This window comes from Salinibacterium sp. G-O1 (genome assembly GCF_030063305.1).
Lineage (GTDB): Bacteria > Actinomycetota > Actinomycetes > Actinomycetales > Microbacteriaceae > Rhodoglobus.
Genome location: NZ_JASISV010000004.1, coordinates 327,112 through 343,626, shown reverse-complemented (window position 1 = coordinate 343,626; position 16,515 = coordinate 327,112). Strand labels below are relative to the sequence as shown.

Genomic DNA, 16,515 nt, shown 5'->3' with positions numbered 1-16,515 from the left:
CTTAACCGCGAAACGGCCGACCCCGAGGGGCCGGCCGTGACTGGGTGGGCTAGAGCGACCCGACGGTCGTGCGCAGCGAAGCGCCGAGCGTGGCATCCACGTTCGACCAGTACTGGAAGAAGCGCTCGCGGATCGCGGGAACAGTGATGCCGCCGCCCTGTCCCGTGAGCGTCACCAGCAGGCGCGCCTTGGAGTCCGCGTCGAAGACGTCGCGGTAGAGCGTGCCGGCCTGCCCGAAGTCGTCGTCTTCCGAGTGCAGCGTTGCCGCGGCTCGGGTGAGGGTTCCGTCAGACTCCCAGCTGCCCTCGCCCGAGCGGGTCGGGTCTGCGGCTGGTCCGCCGTAGGAGTTCGGGGTGTACGTGCGCGTGGTCGCGTCACTGAACTCGTACCGCATGTTGCCCTCGTGCTGGTAGTTCGAGACGGATGCCGCGTGCGGCTTGTTGACCGGAAGCTCGTTGTAGTTCGTTCCGATGCGGTGGCGCTGGGCATCCGGGTAGGAGTGCACGCGCGCCATCAGCATCTTGTCTGGGCTGATGTCGATGCCGGGAACGAGGTTCGCGGGCGAGAACGCCGCCTGCTCGATCTCTGCGAAGAAGTTCTGCGGGTTGCGGTTCAGCGTGTAATGGCCGACCTTCACCAGCGGGTAGTCGGCGTGCGACCACGTCTTGGTGATGTCGAAGGGGTTGAAGCGGTAGGTCTTCGCATCCTCGTACGGCATGATCTGCACGAAGACATCCCAGGTCGGGAAGTCTCCGGTCTCGATCGCGTTGTGCAGGTCGCGGCGGTAGTAGTCGGCGTCAGATCCGGCGAGCTTCTCGCCCTCCTCCGCGCTCATGCGCTCCACTCCCTGGCGCGACTTGAAGTGGTACTGCACCCAGTGGCGCTCACCGGCGGCGTTGATCCACTGGTAGGTGTGCGAGCCGTAGCCGTTGAGGTGGCGCCACGACTTCGACAGCCCGCGGTCCCCCATCAGGTAGGTCACCTGGTGGGCTGACTCCGGTGACAGGGTCCAGAAGTCCCACTGCATGTCGGCGTCACGCAGTCCCGAACCGCCGAGGCGCTTCTGCGAGTGGATGAAGTCCGGGAACTTCATGGCGTCACGGATGAAGAAGATCGGGGTGTTGTTCCCGACGATGTCGTAGTTGCCCTCGGTCGTGTAGAACCGCAGCGCGTAGCCACGCACGTCGCGCCAGGTGTCGGGCGAGCCCTGCTCTCCGGCGACGGATGAAAAGCGCAACAACATCTCGCTCTTCGCGCCCGGCTGGAAGACGGCGGCACGGGTGTATTGCGAGACGTCCTCGGTGACCTCGAACTCGCCGAAGGCTCCACCGCCCTTGGCGTGGGGGTTGCGCTCCGGCACCCGCTCGCGGTTGAACGCGGCGAGCTTCTCGACGAGGAACCTGTCGTGCAGGACTGTGCTGCCGTCTGGCCCGGCGGTGAGCGAATGCTCGTCACTGGTCAGCGGCGCACCGCTCTGGCTGGTGGTGAAATTGTCAGTCATAGTTCCTTCTCGTTGATTGTCGAAGAATGGATGGGGTCGAGGGCGGCGCAGTCCTGGCACATTCCCCAGAACGTCACCTCCGCCGTCGAGATCTGGAAGCCGGCGCTGTCCGATGGGGACAGGCAGGGAGCGTGGCCGGTGACGCACTCCACGTCGACCACGCGGCGGCAGGTGTTGCACACCAGGTGGTGGTGGTTGTCGTTCTCGTTGAGCTCATACAGGGCCGCGGAGCCTGCGGGCTCGATGCGCCGCAGCAGTCCCGCCTCGGTGAGCGCGGCGAGGGCGTTGTGCACTGACTGCACCGACGTGGCATCCTGCCCCAGCTCGGCGTGCAGCGCCAGAGCCGAGGAGTGCGGCATCCTGGTGAGCGCGCTGAGCACCCGCAGACGGCCGTCCGTGATGCGCAGTCCCGCGTTGCGCAGGACGGCTTCGGCGGTGGAGGGCATGCCTACACCCTACGCTTATCGTGAACGAATCAAAACAAGGCTAGCCTGCGACGAGCTGCGTGGCTCCAGCCTCGAACTCCTCGAGATCGCCGGTCTCGCCCGCGCGGGCGGCCCTGCGCCCGACGACCCACTGGTAGAAGAGGAAGGCGCCGAGGGCGACAGTGCCGATGCCGATTTTGATCGGCCACGGCCAGTCCTGCCGCGTGATGAGTCCTTCAATCAGGCCAGACACGAGCAACGCGAGGATCAGCCCGATGACGATGGTGAACATGGCGCGACCCTCCTGCGAGAGCGACTGCGCGCGGGTGCGGGCGCCGGGCGCGATCCACGCCCAGAAGATGCGCATCCCCGTCGCCCCCGCCACGAAGATCGAGTACAGCTCGAGCTGCCCGTGCGGGGCGATGTACAGGAAGAACACGTCGAGGCGGTCGAACTCATTCATGATGGCCGCGGTCATCCCGAGGCTCTGCGCGTTCGTGAACAGAAGGTACGGCGCGTAGACGCCGACGATCCCGAACGCGATGCACTGGGCGGCAAGCCACGCGTTGTTCGTCCACACGAAACTCGTGAACGAGGTTCCGGAGTTCTCGGAGTAGTAGTTAACGAAATCTTCTTTCGCGTATTTCTCGAGCGCGTCGGTCGAGCCGAGGGTGGCGAGCACCGCGGGATTTGCGGTTGCCCACCACGCATAGAGAAACGCGATGACGACGGATGCCGCGGCCACCGCCAGGCACAGCCATCGAATGCGGAACAGGGCCGCCGGCAGTTGGGCGGCGAAGAATCGCGGAATCTGGCTGAGCACGTTGGTGGATGCTCCGGTAAACCGCAGCCGCGCCCGGCTCAGCCACAGCGACAGCCTGTCGCCCTGCACCGACTGGCCCGAGGTGGTCTTGATCGCCGAGAGTTGCGTCGCCCCGGACTGGTACCGGTCGATCAGTTCATCGGATTCGGCGCCACTGAATCGCCGCCGTGAGCCGAGCTCGGCAAGGCGATCCCACTCTTCGCGGTGGGCGGCTGTGTATGCATCGAGGTCCATCTGCTTAAATGATGGCATGGCCAGAGAAGACTCAGTCGAGCACGACGAAGATCTTCAGGAGCTCGTGACGGGCGAGGCCGTCGCTCTCGATCTTCGGCCATCCAGTTTCGTGCTTCGAGCCGCCGGAACGATCATCGATTTCATCGTCTATTTCGGCAGTTATATTGCCATCGTCATCGTGATGATCACGCTGGCCGACCAGCTCGGCCTCGACCAGGCGCTCATCACGGCCATCAGCGTCGTGGCTCTCGTGCTGTGCCTCGTGGTGATTCCCACCGCCGTCGAGACCCTCAGCCAGGGCAAGTCTCTCGGCAAGCTGGCCGTCGGCTCACGGATCGTGCGCGACGATGGCGGCTCGATCGGCTTCAGGCACGCTTTCATCCGGGCCCTGACGGGCATTTTCGAAATCTTTATGACGTTCGGCGGAATGGCCGCGATCATCGCCCTGCTGAATGGTCGGGCCAAGCGCCTCGGCGACCTCGTCGCCGGAACCTACAGTCAGAACGAGCGCGTCTCGAAGCTGGTCACGCCCGTCTATGGTGTGCCGACCGCGCTTGCCGAGTGGGCCAGGACTGCGGATGTCGCGACTCTGCCCGATGCGCTCGCACGCCGGGTCGCGGCCTTCCTGGCGCAGGCCGCCTCCCTGACCCCCGAGACGCGGGAGCGTCTCAGCCGCGAGCTCGCCGACGAGGTGAGCGTCTTCGTGTCGCCGGTCCCGGCAGGCAATGCCGAGTTGTTTCTCGCTGCCGTCGTCTCGGTGCGGCGCGACAGGGAGTCCGCCGCCCTCGACCTCGAGCGCGCCGGCCTGGAACGACTGGCCCCCGTGCTCGGCGGCATGCCGCGCGGGTTCCCCGACCGCGGCTAGCGCGGCAGTTTCGGCCTAGTAGCGGTAGTGGTCGACCTTGTATGGACCTTCGACCGGAACACCGATGTACGCCGCCTGGGTCGGTGTCAGCGTCGTGAGGACAACCCCGAGGGCGTCGAGGTGCAGTCGCGCGACCTTCTCGTCGAGGTGCTTGGGAAGCACGTAGACCTGGTTTTCGTACTTGCCGTCGCTGTTGTTGACCCACAGCTCCAGCTGCGCGAGCACCTGGTTGGTGAACGAGTTACTCATCACGAACGAGGGGTGGCCGGTTGCGTTTCCGAGGTTCATCAGTCGGCCCTCTGACAGCACGAGGACGCTTCGACCCGATGGCAGGCGCCACTCGTGCACCTGCGCCTTGATCTCAACGCGCTCGGCGCCGGCGAGGCTCTCGAGCCCGGCGATGTCGATCTCGTTGTCGAAGTGGCCGACGTTGGCGACGATCGCGAGATGCTTCATGCCCAGCAGGTGCTCGACGGTGATGACGTTCTCGTTGCCCGTGCCCGTGACGAAGATGTCGACCTCGGCGAGCGCCTTCTCGATCGTGGTGACCTGGAAGCCGTCCATGGCCGCCTGCAGCGCGTTGATGGGGTCGATTTCTGAGACGATCACCCTGGCGCCCTGTCCACGCATGGCTTCGGCCGCGCCCTTGCCCACGTCGCCATAGCCGGCGACGAAGACGACCTTGCCGCCGATGAGCACATCGGTGGCGCGGTTGATGCCATCGGGAAGCGAGTGGCGGATTCCGTACTTGTTGTCGAACTTGCTCTTGGTCACCGAGTCGTTGACGTTGATCGCGGGGAACAACAGGTCGCCGTTCTTCGCGAACTCGTACAGTCGGTGCACGCCGGTCGTGGTCTCTTCGGTGACGCCCTGGATTTCGGCGGCAATGTTCGTCCAGCGGTCGGCACTTGCTGCCAGCGAACGGCGCAGCACGTCGAGGATGACGCTGTACTCGTGCGAGGCGTCGGCGGGCGTGGCGGGAACCGCCTTCACGAGCTCAAATTCACGGCCCTTGTGCACCAGCAGGGTGGCGTCGCCGCCGTCGTCGAGGATCATGTTCGGGCCGACAGCACCCTCCGCGCTCCAGTCGAAGATCTGCTCGGTGCACCACCAGTACTCTTCGAGGGTCTCGCCCTTCCAGGCGAATACGGGAACACCCGCGGGGGCATCCGGGGTGCCGGTGGGGCCCACGACGACCGCGGCGGCCGCGCCGTCCTCCGTCGAGAAGATGTTGCACGACGCCCAGCGCACCTGAGCCCCGAGGGCGACGAGCGTCTCGATCAGCACGGCGGTCTGCGTCGTCATGTGCAGCGAACCGGCGATGCGCGCGCCCGTCAGCGGCTTCGACGCGCCGAACTCCTCGCGCAGGGCCATCAGCCCCGGCATCTCGTGCTCGGCGAGGCGAATCTGGTGGCGGCCCGCCTCGGCGAGCGCCAGGTCGGCGACCTTGAACGAGAGGGCAGTGGATGTCGCGGAAGTCATGCCCTTATTCTCGCAGGCCCGCGCAACCTGCGCTTACGGGTTGCGCTGCAGGGGTTCCATCGTGGTGAGGGGGAAGGCGGCATCCGGCGCGTCGAGCCAGTCGTTCAGCGCTTCGACGGCGGCCAGCGTGCCGTGCCAGTCATGGATGGCGACCGAGGCTACCCCCATCGCGTAAACGGGGTAGTCGTTACCGGTCGGGTCGAGGCGGTCGCCGATGAAGAGCAGCTCGTCGAGGTTCAGTCCGAGCTTCTCGACAAGCTTGCTGATGCCGTAGGCCTTATCGATGCCCTTGCGGGTGATGTCGATCGAGGTCGAGCCGCCGCCGCGCACCTCCAGGTCGGGCAGTCGGGGCGCGACGTAGGCCCAGAGTGCGCGCTTTTTTTCGCCGTCAGGATCCCACGCGTGCTTCTCGGCAACGGGGGCCTGCTGGCCGAGCGCCGAGAAGGTGATCTGGCTGCCGCGGTCTTCGATGAGATCGCCCCAGGCGCCGGGATGCCACAGCCCCAGCTCACGAGCGCCCTCCTCGAGGGTGCTGATGGCGCGCGCCTTCTCGTCGTCCGTGAGGTCTTCCGCGTACTGCAGCGTCCATGAGCTGTTCTGCCACAGGTAGTAGCGGGTGCCGCAGGTGGGCATGAGGTGCAGGCGTGACAGTGCGTCGTCGCTGGCCTGGAAACCGTTGAGGGCCTGCGACTCGAATTGCTCGAATCGACCGCCGGAGATGATGCTGACCGGCACGCGGTCGAGCAGCTTCGCAAGAGCGGCGCTCATCGCGGGATCCATGGTCGATTTGGATGGCGCGAGGGTGTCGTCCAGATCGAACACGACGGCGCGGATGTTTGCAGTGGTACTCACGTTGACCGAGAGTACCAGCCGGGGGTCGGAGAGCTGCTTTAGAGCAGTTCGCTGCCCATCACCACGTGGCGCACGACCTGCCATCCCTGCGGCACGGACATGCGATCGGCGTGGCGATCGCAAAGGTCGTAGCTGTGCGGCTCCGACGCGTAGCTCAGCGGGCCGAGAACGGCCATGGAATCCGCGTAATCGTAGGTGAGGGTGGCTGTGGCCTCGTGGCTACAGGCGACCTTGCTGCACGGGCGACCATTCATTTCCCACCAAGGCTACGTCCGACCCCAGACAGCGCGGGCGAGCCACGCCGTTAGAATTGGCGACGTGACCGGTCCGACGAAGAAATCGCAGTCAGGGTCTGCCCGGCCAGGCTGGCGCGACCGCCACGGTCGTGGCATCCGCGCCGCTGTCACGGGGCCAAACCTCCCTCTTCTACGCAGCCGGGTCGACATGTTCGACATGACCGTCGCCTCGACGGCGGAGTACCTGAAAGACCTGTGGCCCGACGAGCTTGACGATGTCATCTTCGAGGTGGCCGGGATGCCGTCTGAGCTCGGGGCGAGCCCTGCCGTTGACCGGTGGCGTGTGCTGTTGAAGCAGCGCCGCGTCATCCTCTACCGGTTGCCCATCGAGAGACTGTCGCGCCTGCATCGCTACGACGACATGCACAAGCGAATGATGGTGGAGAGCTGCGTGTTTCGGGCGGTCGCCGAATTGCTGGGCAAGGATCCGTGGGATCTGGCGCCTGACCGCTTCCGTCACCTGTAGCCGCCGTCGGGCACCGGCCGGCCGCCGCGGCTGCCGCCGTTTATGCGATGTCAGTTCAGACTGACATCACTCTGAACTGACATCCGCTTTTCGGCGGGCGCCATCCGCGAGCAGCAGCCCTACGGGTAGACCGTGATCGGGCTCGAGCCCACCCCGGGCGGGTGCACCGTGTAGCGGGCAAGCATTCCGTCTCCCGAGCTGCTGACCGCAGCGTACAGCGCGTCGAATCCGCTGAGCCCGTAGCTCTCCCCGCCCTGAACGGGCAGCACCGCGGACGCTCCGGCCGGCACGACAACCGTCGTCGCCTCGGCTCCGAGAGGCGTCACCGCAACCGTGGCCTCGACACCTGTGGGGTTGTAGACGTGCAGCACCGGCGCCGGGCCGAGTGCCGCCGTGAACTGGGCCGACGACGAGAGTTTTTGGGCCGAGGTGAACCACGCGAAGTCGGTGGACTCGCCCACCACAGAGCTGGCGCGCACCGAGGCGATGGTGGGACGCGTCGACTCCACGACGACCGTGTATGAGCCTGCCTCAAGCTCATGGAACGGGATGTCGGCCACCCGACCGCCGTCCAGATCGTACGAGAAGGAATCGCCCGAGCCCGTTCCGCTTTCGGGAATCACGCTCACGGTCACCGGCACGACCCCATCTCCGGGTGCGAAGAGACGCAGCACCACGGTGGAATCGTCGAGCACCTCGCTGGCGCTGCCGGTGCTGCTGAACAACTGCACGGCGTCCTGGTCGGTCACGACCACGCCGGGAATGATGCTGACGGCCGACGGCGGTGCCGACGACTCGACGATGTCGACCCCGCCGGGGTCAAGCCCGCGCAGGATCGACTGCTGCATCGTGGCGTGCACCTGGCCGCCCGCACTCGTGACCTGCACCACCGGCGACACGAGCCCCGGTGCAAACCCGGCAAGCGACAGCACACGCTGGCCACTCGCCGGCACGATGATCCCGCTCGTGCCGGGGGCTGCGATCGCGCCGCCCTCGCCGAACAACTGCAGGTTCACCGTCGCCGAGACCTCGGTGGGGTTGGTCAGGGTGATCAGCGTGGTGCGTCCCACGGTGGTCGCCCCACCGGCCAGCCAGCTGTCGCCGAGCGCGATGCCGCAGTCGGCTGCCGCGAGACCCACATAGTCACCGCTGGCGACCTGCTGTGACTGTGCGCCGCTGAGCAGCACCCTCTGGGCCGGGTCGGCAGCGTCCGGCGGGGTGCTGATGATGGTCGGCGCCGACGACGTTCCGCCGGTGCCTGCATCCGAATTCGCTGCATCCACCGATTCGACGGAGCCCGAGCTGCTGCCGGAGCGCACCGCGGCGGGGCCGAGACCCGACGCCAACGTCGCATCCTGACCGCTGTCACTGGCCAGCCTCAGGATGCCGCCGGGGCACACGAGCTGTTGCGCCGTCGGCACGGGGGTGATGAGGGTGCTGGGTGCCGTCGACTGCACGGTCGGCAAGGGCAGAAAGGTGGATGCCGCGATGGTGAGTGCTGCGACGCCGATGCCCACGAGACCGACTGCTGCACGCCCGCCGACGATCGCGATTCCGCGCGCCGTCACGGGGCGCCGCTTCGAGGTTTCGAGTTCTTCCTGCTCGGGGAACAGCTCGTCTTTGGCGAACTCGTCGCCGGTGGGCTCTTCGGGCATTGTCGATTCGTCGCTCACGCTGAAACCTCCTCGGTGATGTCCAAATCGGAGGTCACGGCGTCCGCGCGTGCGGCCCGAACTCGTCTGCGGCGGGTGGTGGGGATGGCGAGTAGCAGTGTCAGCCCGAACACAACGGCCTGGCCGATGATGATCCACACGCCGAGCTGGGTGCCGAGGGGGCCGGGCCCCGTGGGAGCCTCCCCCTCAGCGAGATCGCCATAGTTCCAGAGGAAACCGTTCGCGGTCGACCCGATCGGGGTCAGCAGCCGGTTGCCGTCGAGGGCATCCGCCACCCGCTGCCTGGTGCTGGCCGCGCTGTCGTCGGTGACGTTCGGCACCAGCACGAAGGCGATCTGCAGGCTGTCGAGCTCACCCGCGATGTCGAACCCGCTGCGCGACGCCAGGTTGCCGGCGAGGGTGGCGAGCCGGTCATCCGTCTCGCTGAGTGAATTGTCAGTGGAGGCGAGTGTGCTCTGCTCGTCGAGGGTCGTGCCGAGGCCGCGGTGCAGGGTGGTCGCGACGCCGCCGCCCGGCTGCGCGGTGATCTGCAGCGTTCCGAGTTCCGCGCGGTTGGCGGCTTCGGCGGAGGCAAACGCCGGCAGCAGCCGTCCGTTGCTCGCGGTCACATCCATGGCGTCGGTGGCCGCGACGGTGAGCGCGGGCACCGCGAGCGTGACGAGCGTGACCGCGGCGATCAACGCTGGCGCCGTCGCCGCTCTCCTGATCACGTCGAGCGTGACGACCATCGCACCGGTGAGGCCGAGCCAGTAGAGGCTGAGGGCCGGCGCGGCCCAGATCGGTGTGGTCTGCGAACCCACCATCGTCACCATGAGCTGTGAAGCGACCACCGCGGTGGCGAAGCCCAGCAGGGCCATCGCCATCGCTGGCACCGAGCGGCGGGTGCCGGGAAGGAAGAGCGACAGCACCGCCAGAATTCCCAGGGGAACGAGCAGCGCCACGACCACAATGGGTGCTATGCCGCCCGGAAGGCCGAGCGGCGCGAGGAATGCTTCCCAGCCGAGAAGCCCCGTCGCCGATTCGCCGAGCGCGAGATGCAGGGCCGTCGGCACAGCGCCCAGAACCGGGATCCCTGGTTCGGCAAAAAGGGCGAGCCAGTTGCCCCGGGCAAGCTGCTCGACCACCAAAGGGGCGAACAGGGCGGCGGCGGGAATCGGGATGCCAATGATCCGGAGCACCCCGCGCGGATGTGCAACGATCCAGGCCACCAGCCCGAGCACGAGCGCAGGGGCGAGGATGGGCGCCGAGGCAACGACGGCCGCGAACAGCAGGGCCGCGAGCGCTGCCATCGACCAGTTGCGCGCCGCGTTGACGACGGCGAGCACGAGGGTCGGCAGCAGAATGTGCGCGATGACGGCCCCGAGGTGGCCGCCGCTGAGGGAGGCCAGGAACGGCGGCGCGACGGCCCACGCGATGGCGGCGATGGCGGGCGGCCAGATGCGCTCGGAGATTCTGGCGGCGCAGAACCAGGCGGTGAGGGCCGCCAGTGGAAGGGCTGCGAGATAGAGCAACACGATGCTGAGAGATGGCGCCCAGAAGGTCAGCGACCCGAGCAACGCGAGCACGGTGGCGAAGGGATCCGCGGCTCCGATGAATCCCGAGGCGATGTCGTGCCAGCCGTAGCCGACGTGCGACCACAGCTCGCCGACGGAGGTGCTGAGCGGCAGGAGTCCGCCGCCGGCCAGAGCCTGGGCGTCCACGAACCGGCCGAACGCGATGACACCAGCGAGCGCCGCTAGCAGCATCACCCACGGTCCGCCGCTGACGAAGAATCCCGGCCTTTCGCGAATGGTCGTGTACCGCGCCGCGGCGGCTGAGCGTTCGCTGGAACGGCGCTCACGCACATCCGACCACGACAGCCGAAGCGCGTCGACGGCCGCCCAGCCCATGGTGCGGTTGCGGCGGATGTTCGACCTCGCTGCCGGGATACTTCCGTCGAAGGACGCACGAAGGGCAGCCGCGAGCTCGCCACCGACCGCGCCTGGTCGCTTCGCGATGAGATGCCCCAGCGATCGCAGCACCGCAAGCGGCAGGAGTGCCAGCCAGTGCACGGGCACTGCCGCTGCCGGTGCCCACGCCAGTCGGCGGTGGAGCTGGGCAAAGCGACGGATGTGGTTCTGCGCGCCCACCGAAAGCGATCGCTTACCGAAGAGCTCTGGTGGCCCTGCGCTGGTGACCCGCGCTGTCGGCACACCGACGACACGATGACCGGCGAGCCTGGCGCGCACCGCGAAGTCGAGGGCAGCGTCGGCGCTGGGAAGCGCTCGATCGAATCCGCCGAGCGCGGCAAACACTGTGCGCCGAACGAGCATGCCGCCGGCCGCGACACCGAGGTGATCAGACTGGATGTCGTGCTGCGCCTGGTCGAGCTCTCCGTCGACCAGCGACACCGAACGACCGTAGGCGGTGAGAGTTTCACCGAAGCTGGCGATGACGTCTGGCTCATCGAGACGCATGAGTTTAGGGCCGGCAATAGCCACAGACGGCGCGACTTCGACGGCGCCGAGGAGCGCGGCCAGGGCCGTGGGCTCCGGGGCGTTGTCGTGGCCGAGCAGCCACATCCATTCGTTGTCGGAATCAGCCGGCGGCGACACCAGCATCGCGTGCGCGACGGCCCCACCGAACGATCGTCGTCCCGGCGTGGTCTCGACGTGGCCAGATCCGACTTCTGCCATCAGCGCGGCTGAGGTGTCTGTTGAACCGGCGTCGACGTAGATCGTCGCGTCGGGTCGCCGGGTTTGCGCCGCGAGCGCGGCAAGCGTTCTCGGAAGGTACCTGGCGCCGTTGAGAGCCACCAGCACCGCAATGACTCTCGGTTGCATAACGTGTCGAGACTAGGTGTGAGCGCCGGTCAGAGCCACGAGACTCGCTGCAAAGCCGCGAGTCTGTGCGGTGGCTGTCAGCGAAGCCGACTACGCCCGCTTGCGCAGCTTGCGACGTTCACGCTCGGAAAGTCCACCCCAGATGCCGAACCGCTCGTCGTTCTCGAGAGCGTATTCGAGGCACTGGTTTCGCACTTCGCACGAGGTGCAGATCTTCTTCGCGTCGCGGGTTGACCCGCCCTTTTCGGGGAAGAAAGCTTCAGGATCGGTCTGCGCACACAGCGAGTCGGTTTGCCACGCTAGCTGGTTATCGTCGTCGACGACCGCCTTGCGAACCCCGGGGACTCCGAGTTTGACGGGGTCGATGAACCAGTCGTCAGGAACACCTGCGCGATATCCGTTCTCCGTCATGCTCTATTTCTCCCCTCCGCACTCGACCCGGTCCACCGAATGCGTTAGGGATAATTACACCGCTGTAGTTAGGCCCACGTCAAGTCGAGGATGATAAATCCTTCAATCAGATTCTGAGGGTTGGGCAGCCCGGCGTGTTGCAATCCACTGGCTCTCCACCATCTCACGCAGCGAGTGGCGCATCTCCCAGTCGAGATCTCGGGCAGCCAGGTCTCCGGCTGCCACGATCCGCGCCGGATCACCAGGGCGACGGGCGCCGACGTCCGGCGTGAACGGGATCCCCGTGACCTCAGCAACCGTGCGCATGATGTCACCCACCGAGCTGCCTGAGCCACTTCCGAGGTTGTATGCCGGCTCGACCGGTTCTCCCGCGTCGAGGCGGCGGGCGGCGGCGGCGTGCGATGCGGCCAGGTCGGCGACGTGGATGTAGTCGCGCACATTGGTGCCGTCGGGCGTCGGATAGTCGTTCCCGTTGATCCGCGGCGTCCTGCCCTCGACGAGAGCGGCAAACACGAGCGGGAACAGGTTGTGGGGGCTGGCGTCAAACAGCGATTCGGAGGCCGAGCCGACGACGTTGAAGTAGCGCAGCGAGGTGTGCCTGAGCCCCCGGGCGACGCCCTGGTCTGCCAGCAGCCACTCCCCGATCAGCTTCGATTCACCGTAGGGCGACTGCGGCGACTTGGCCGTCTCTTCCGTCACCAGTTCGGTGCTGGGGGTGCCGTACACGGCGGCGCTCGACGAGAACACGATGCGATCGACCTCGCACGTCTCCATGGCGGCGAGCAGGGTGGCCGTGCCTGTGACGTTCTGCTCGTAGGTGTGCAGTGGCCGGGTGACCGACACTCCGGCGTACTTGTACCCGGCGACGTGGATCACCCCGGTGACCTTGTGTTGCTCCATCACCCGAACGAGATGTTCCCCGTCGAGGATGGTGCCGCGCACGAAGGGCACGCCAGGAGGCACGAACGATTCGAATCCCGTCGAGAGGTCGTCGAAGACGACCGCAGAAAGCCCTGCCGTGGTCAGAGCTCGCACAACGTGAGATCCGATGTATCCAGCCCCGCCAGTTACCAGCCATGTCATATCCATACGCTAGCGCCGGTTGACTCCGTTCATGCACGTCGGGACCCTGCGGTACCCGTCGGTGATGAGTTCACGCACGGTTGCGGTGATCCCCACCAGGACCAAAATTGCGAGAATTACGATGAAAGTGATCATGGCAGTAAATCTATGACTTGCTAATTACCGCCACGAGTGGCAGCATTACCAATGTTCGTTGATTTGCTGCCAAGGAGTGTCATGCTGCAAAAGGTTGTCGTCCTCGCCCTCCCCGGGGTGACGCCATTCGAGTTCGGCGTCATTTGTGAGGTGTTCGGTGTCGACCGCACCGACACCGGTGGGCCAGCATTCACCTTCTCGATCGCCACGGCAGATCCCGGTCCCGTTCGCACCAGTCTCGGCTACGAGATGTTCATCGAATCCAATCTGGAGGCAGCAGCCGACGCCGACCTCATTGCCGTTCCCGCTCATTCCCTGGAGAAGGTCGACGAACGCTACCTCGACGTCATCCGCGCTGCGGAGTCACGCGGCGCGTGGGTGCTGAGCGTCTGCACCGGCGCGTTCACGCTGGCGCAGGCGGGCATCCTGGATGGACGTAAGGCGACGACCCACTGGATGCACGCCAACACGCTCGCCGAGAGCTTTCCCGGCGTCGAGGTCGACCCCGACGTGCTGTTCGTCGAGGATCGGCACGTTGTGACGAGCGCTGGCACGGCGGCGGGCATCGACGCCGCCCTGCACATCGTGCGGCGGGAGCTCGGTGCCGCGGCGGCCAACGTGATTGCCAGGCGCATGGTTGTTCCTCCGCAGCGCGACGGCGGCCAGTCTCAATACATTGAGGCGCCGGTGAAAGCCGAATGCGCAGACTCGTTCGCCTCGGTCACCGAGTGGATGCTCGAGAACCTGTCAGAGAACCTGTCTGTCGACCAGCTCGCCCGACGGGCGCTCATGTCGAGCAGAACCTTCGCCAGGCGTTTCAGGGCCGACATGGGAACCACGCCGGCAGCGTGGCTCAACCGGCAGCGCATCATCCGGGCTCAACAGCTGCTCGAGCAGACCGACGACAGTCTCGAGCTCATCGCCCAGGCGGCAGGGTTCGGCACCGCGTCGGTGATGCGCCACCACTTCGTGAAGGTGTTGCAGGTCTCGCCGCTGGCCTACCGGCGCACGTTTGGCTTGGGTCTCGCGAGCTGACGCGGTCTGTCTAGGTCGTGGCGAGAACGAGCGAGCCGCTGCCCTGGATGTCGAGCCGTTCCTCGTCGGAGATGTAGACGGCCGACCCACGCGACAGCCGTGACTGCGATTCACTGCCAGCCAGCATGAACTCCCCGTCAAGGCACAGCGCGATTGCCGGGCCGTCGAGCGGGACGTTCGCGTCTCCCCCAATAACCAGCAACGCGAATTCGACATCGGCGGGCCGAAACTCGTCAACCGCGCCCGAAGGATGCTGCGGCGCGAGGTACGGCACCGGTAGCGGCCTGAAGTCGAGCACGCCCAGCAGTTCGGGCACGTCGATGTACTTGGGGGTGAGGCCACCGCGCAACACGTTGTCTGACGACGCCATCAGCTCGATGCCGAGCCCGGACAGGTAGGCGTGGATGTTGCCGGCGGGCAGGAACAACGCCTCTCCCCTGGCGAGCGTCACGCGGTTGAGCATGAGGGAGATGACGATGCCGGGGTCGCCCGGGTAGTTCTCGGCGAGCATCCGCACCGTGGCAAGCTCGGGAGTCGACTCGTCGGCAGCGGCGCTGATGGCGGCCACGAGGGCGTCAACGCCCTCGCCGCGGGTGATGAGCCATTCGAAGACGTCACGCAGCGACTCGTCGCCGGTGAGCCGGTCGAGCATGGGCGCGGCGGCGGCGGGCAGACCCGCCTCGAGGGCGGCGCGGATGTCGGCGGCCGACCTGAATCCACACAGTGCGTCGAACTCGTCGCTGAGCGCGTAGATGAGTTCGGGCTTGTGGAACGCGTCCTTGTAGTTGCGATTCGGCGCATCCAAGGGAATTCCGAGCGCATTCTCGCGCGCGAAACCCTCGGCGGCCTGCGCCATCGTCGGGTGGGCCTGCAGCGAGAGGGGTGAGCCCGCGGCCAGCACCTTGAGCAGAAACGGCAGCCGCCCGTCGACGACGTCGAGCAGCGTTTCGGTCGAATCAACGACCCTGCTGGGTGAGCCGGAATGCGCGCCCAGCCACAGCTCGGCCTCGGGTGCTCCGGATGCTTCGAAACCGAGCAGCGCAGAGATCGCACCGTCCGACCCCCAGGCGTAGTCGCGGGGGGTATTGGTAATGCCTACAAACATGGGGTCGACTCCTCGGGGCGTATTGGACAAAAGTACCAACCGACACGGGAACACTCAGGCCACGGTCGTAGTCTTTCGGAGGATTTCGACTAAGCAACGGAGTGGATACATGTCATTCGAGACAATCAGCGCAGATTTTTATGGCTTCGAGAGCAAACTGACCGATCAGGAAAAAGACGTGATCGTCAGGCTGCGTGCTTTCCTCGACGAGAATGTGCGCCCCGTCGCCAATGACCTGTGGGCGAAGGCCGAGTTCTTCGATCGTGACGTCGTGGTGAAGGGCCTTGCCGACCTGGGCCTGTTCGGCAATCCGTATGAGGAGACCCAGGGCTTCGTCAACAGCGCCGTCTTCCGCGGCTGGGTCGCGCTCGAACTCGCTCGCGTCGACGCCAGCGCCGCAACACTGGTCGGGATGCAGAACGGTCTCGTCATGGGTTCCATCGCCGTAGCCGGCTCGCCAGAGCAGCGCGCCGAGTGGTTGCCGAAGTTTTCCAGCGGTGAGCTGTTGGGAGCCTTCGGTCTCACCGAGCCGCTGTCCGGTTCGGACACGGCGCAGGGCCTGCAGACCGTGGCGAAGCGTGACGGTGACAGCTGGATCATCAACGGAGCCAAGCGCTGGATCGGCAACGGTTCGATCAGCGATGTGACGATCATCTGGGCGCGCGACGCCGACGACCACCAGGTCAAGGGCTTCATCGTGCCGACCTCGACCCCCGGGTACTCGGCGACCCGCATCGAAAACAAGCAGGCCCTGCGCATTGTGCAGAACGCCGACATTGTGCTCGACAACGTCGTCGTTCCTGAAGCCAACCGGCTGCAGAAATCTGAGTCCTTCCGCGACACCGCCGCGGTGCTGCGCCTGACGCGCGCCGAGGTGGCGTGGGCCGCCGTCGGCAACTCGATCGGCGCCTACGAGGCTGCAGTGGCGTACGCCGGCGAGCGCATCCAGTTCGGCAAGCCGATCGGCAGCCACCAGCTGGTTCAGGATCTGCTCGCGAAGAGCCTCGGCAACATCACCTCATCCATCGCCCTCGTCACTCGGGTATCGGAGATGCTCGACGAGGGTGTGCAGAAGGATGAGCATTCGGCACTGGCGAAGGAGTTCACCACCAGTCGCATGCGCGAAACCGTTGCCTGGTGCCGTGAGCTCATGGGCGGAAACGGGATTGTGCTCGACTACGGCGTCATGCGCTTCTTCGCCGACGCTGAAGCGATCTATTCGTACGAGGGCACCCGCGAGATGAACACCCTCATCGTGGGTCGCGCGATCACGGGCAAGGCCGCGTTCGTCTAACGGGCCTCAAACC

General features: G+C 66.2%; 16 protein-coding genes. 4 read left to right on the top strand and 12 right to left on the bottom strand.

Features of this window, described 5'->3' with window-relative positions:
- Positions 1-49: 49 nt before the first annotated feature.
- From QMG83_RS15080 to QMG83_RS15070, 3 genes are read right to left on the bottom strand one after another with little or no spacing between them, the layout of a single operon-like run.
- Entirely contained in the window at positions 50-1,501 is a 1,452-nt protein-coding gene (locus tag QMG83_RS15080) for a catalase (RefSeq protein WP_283506226.1), read from the bottom strand.
- Positions 1,498-1,947, bottom strand: a complete 450-nt coding sequence (locus QMG83_RS15075; protein ID WP_283506225.1) for a Fur family transcriptional regulator — start codon at positions 1,945-1,947, stop codon at positions 1,498-1,500. The genes QMG83_RS15080 and QMG83_RS15075 overlap by 4 nt, the downstream gene beginning before the upstream one ends.
- A 40-nt stretch (positions 1,948-1,987) precedes the next feature.
- On the bottom strand, positions 1,988-2,983 hold the full coding sequence (locus QMG83_RS15070) for a stage II sporulation protein M (RefSeq protein WP_283506244.1): 996 nt from the start codon (positions 2,981-2,983) through the stop codon (positions 1,988-1,990).
- 16 nt (positions 2,984-2,999) lie between these two features.
- Between QMG83_RS15070 and QMG83_RS15065 the strand changes: the two genes are divergently transcribed.
- A complete protein-coding gene (locus tag QMG83_RS15065; RefSeq protein ID WP_283506224.1) occupies positions 3,000-3,848 on the top strand; it encodes an RDD family protein in 849 nt (282 codons plus the stop codon).
- Positions 3,849-3,863: 15 nt separating this feature from the next.
- On the opposite strand, the gene ahcY is transcribed toward QMG83_RS15065, so the two are convergent.
- Genes ahcY through QMG83_RS15050 form a run of 3 tightly spaced genes read right to left on the bottom strand, consistent with a single transcriptional unit; the run spans position 3,864 to position 6,436 of the window.
- Positions 3,864-5,330, bottom strand: a complete 1,467-nt coding sequence (gene ahcY / locus QMG83_RS15060; protein WP_283506223.1) for an adenosylhomocysteinase — start codon at positions 5,328-5,330, stop codon at positions 3,864-3,866.
- Positions 5,331-5,363: 33 nt separating this feature from the next.
- Positions 5,364-6,182, bottom strand: coding sequence for an HAD-IIB family hydrolase (locus QMG83_RS15055; RefSeq protein ID WP_283506222.1), 819 nt, complete (start codon positions 6,180-6,182; stop codon positions 5,364-5,366).
- 38 nt (positions 6,183-6,220) lie between these two features.
- Positions 6,221-6,436: a DUF3499 family protein gene (locus tag QMG83_RS15050; RefSeq protein ID WP_283506221.1), complete on the bottom strand. Its 216-nt coding sequence runs from the start codon at positions 6,434-6,436 to the stop codon at positions 6,221-6,223.
- A gap of 64 nt (positions 6,437-6,500) precedes the next feature.
- Between QMG83_RS15050 and QMG83_RS15045 the strand changes: the two genes are divergently transcribed.
- A complete protein-coding gene (locus QMG83_RS15045; RefSeq protein ID WP_283506220.1) occupies positions 6,501-6,944 on the top strand; it encodes a metallopeptidase family protein in 444 nt (147 codons plus the stop codon).
- 119 nt (positions 6,945-7,063) lie between these two features.
- On the opposite strand, the gene QMG83_RS15040 is transcribed toward QMG83_RS15045, so the two are convergent.
- From QMG83_RS15040 to QMG83_RS15020, 5 genes are all read right to left on the bottom strand, one after another.
- Positions 7,064-8,617: a DUF5719 family protein gene (locus QMG83_RS15040; RefSeq protein ID WP_283506219.1), complete on the bottom strand. Its 1,554-nt coding sequence runs from the start codon at positions 8,615-8,617 to the stop codon at positions 7,064-7,066.
- Positions 8,614-11,439, bottom strand: a complete 2,826-nt coding sequence (locus QMG83_RS15035; protein WP_283506218.1) for a glycosyltransferase family 2 protein — start codon at positions 11,437-11,439, stop codon at positions 8,614-8,616. The genes QMG83_RS15040 and QMG83_RS15035 overlap by 4 nt, the downstream gene beginning before the upstream one ends.
- A 90-nt stretch (positions 11,440-11,529) precedes the next feature.
- Positions 11,530-11,850, bottom strand: coding sequence for a WhiB family transcriptional regulator (locus QMG83_RS15030; RefSeq protein WP_283506217.1), 321 nt, complete (start codon positions 11,848-11,850; stop codon positions 11,530-11,532).
- A gap of 102 nt (positions 11,851-11,952) precedes the next feature.
- Positions 11,953-12,933, bottom strand: a complete 981-nt coding sequence (gene galE / locus QMG83_RS15025) for a UDP-glucose 4-epimerase GalE (protein WP_283506216.1) — start codon at positions 12,931-12,933, stop codon at positions 11,953-11,955.
- A gap of 9 nt (positions 12,934-12,942) precedes the next feature.
- Positions 12,943-13,068, bottom strand: coding sequence for a hypothetical protein (locus tag QMG83_RS15020; protein WP_283506215.1), 126 nt, complete (start codon positions 13,066-13,068; stop codon positions 12,943-12,945).
- An 81-nt stretch (positions 13,069-13,149) separates the two neighbouring features.
- Here QMG83_RS15020 and QMG83_RS15015 point away from each other — a divergent pair, with 81 nt between their 5' ends.
- Positions 13,150-14,103: a GlxA family transcriptional regulator gene (locus QMG83_RS15015; RefSeq protein WP_283506214.1), complete on the top strand. Its 954-nt coding sequence runs from the start codon at positions 13,150-13,152 to the stop codon at positions 14,101-14,103.
- Positions 14,104-14,113: 10 nt separating this feature from the next.
- On the opposite strand, the gene manA is transcribed toward QMG83_RS15015, so the two are convergent.
- On the bottom strand, positions 14,114-15,208 hold the full coding sequence (gene manA, locus QMG83_RS15010; protein ID WP_283506213.1) for a mannose-6-phosphate isomerase, class I: 1,095 nt from the start codon (positions 15,206-15,208) through the stop codon (positions 14,114-14,116).
- A gap of 109 nt (positions 15,209-15,317) precedes the next feature.
- Here manA and QMG83_RS15005 point away from each other — a divergent pair, with 109 nt between their 5' ends.
- Positions 15,318-16,502, top strand: a complete 1,185-nt coding sequence (locus QMG83_RS15005; protein WP_283506212.1) for an acyl-CoA dehydrogenase family protein — start codon at positions 15,318-15,320, stop codon at positions 16,500-16,502.
- Positions 16,503-16,515: the final 13 nt, after the last annotated feature.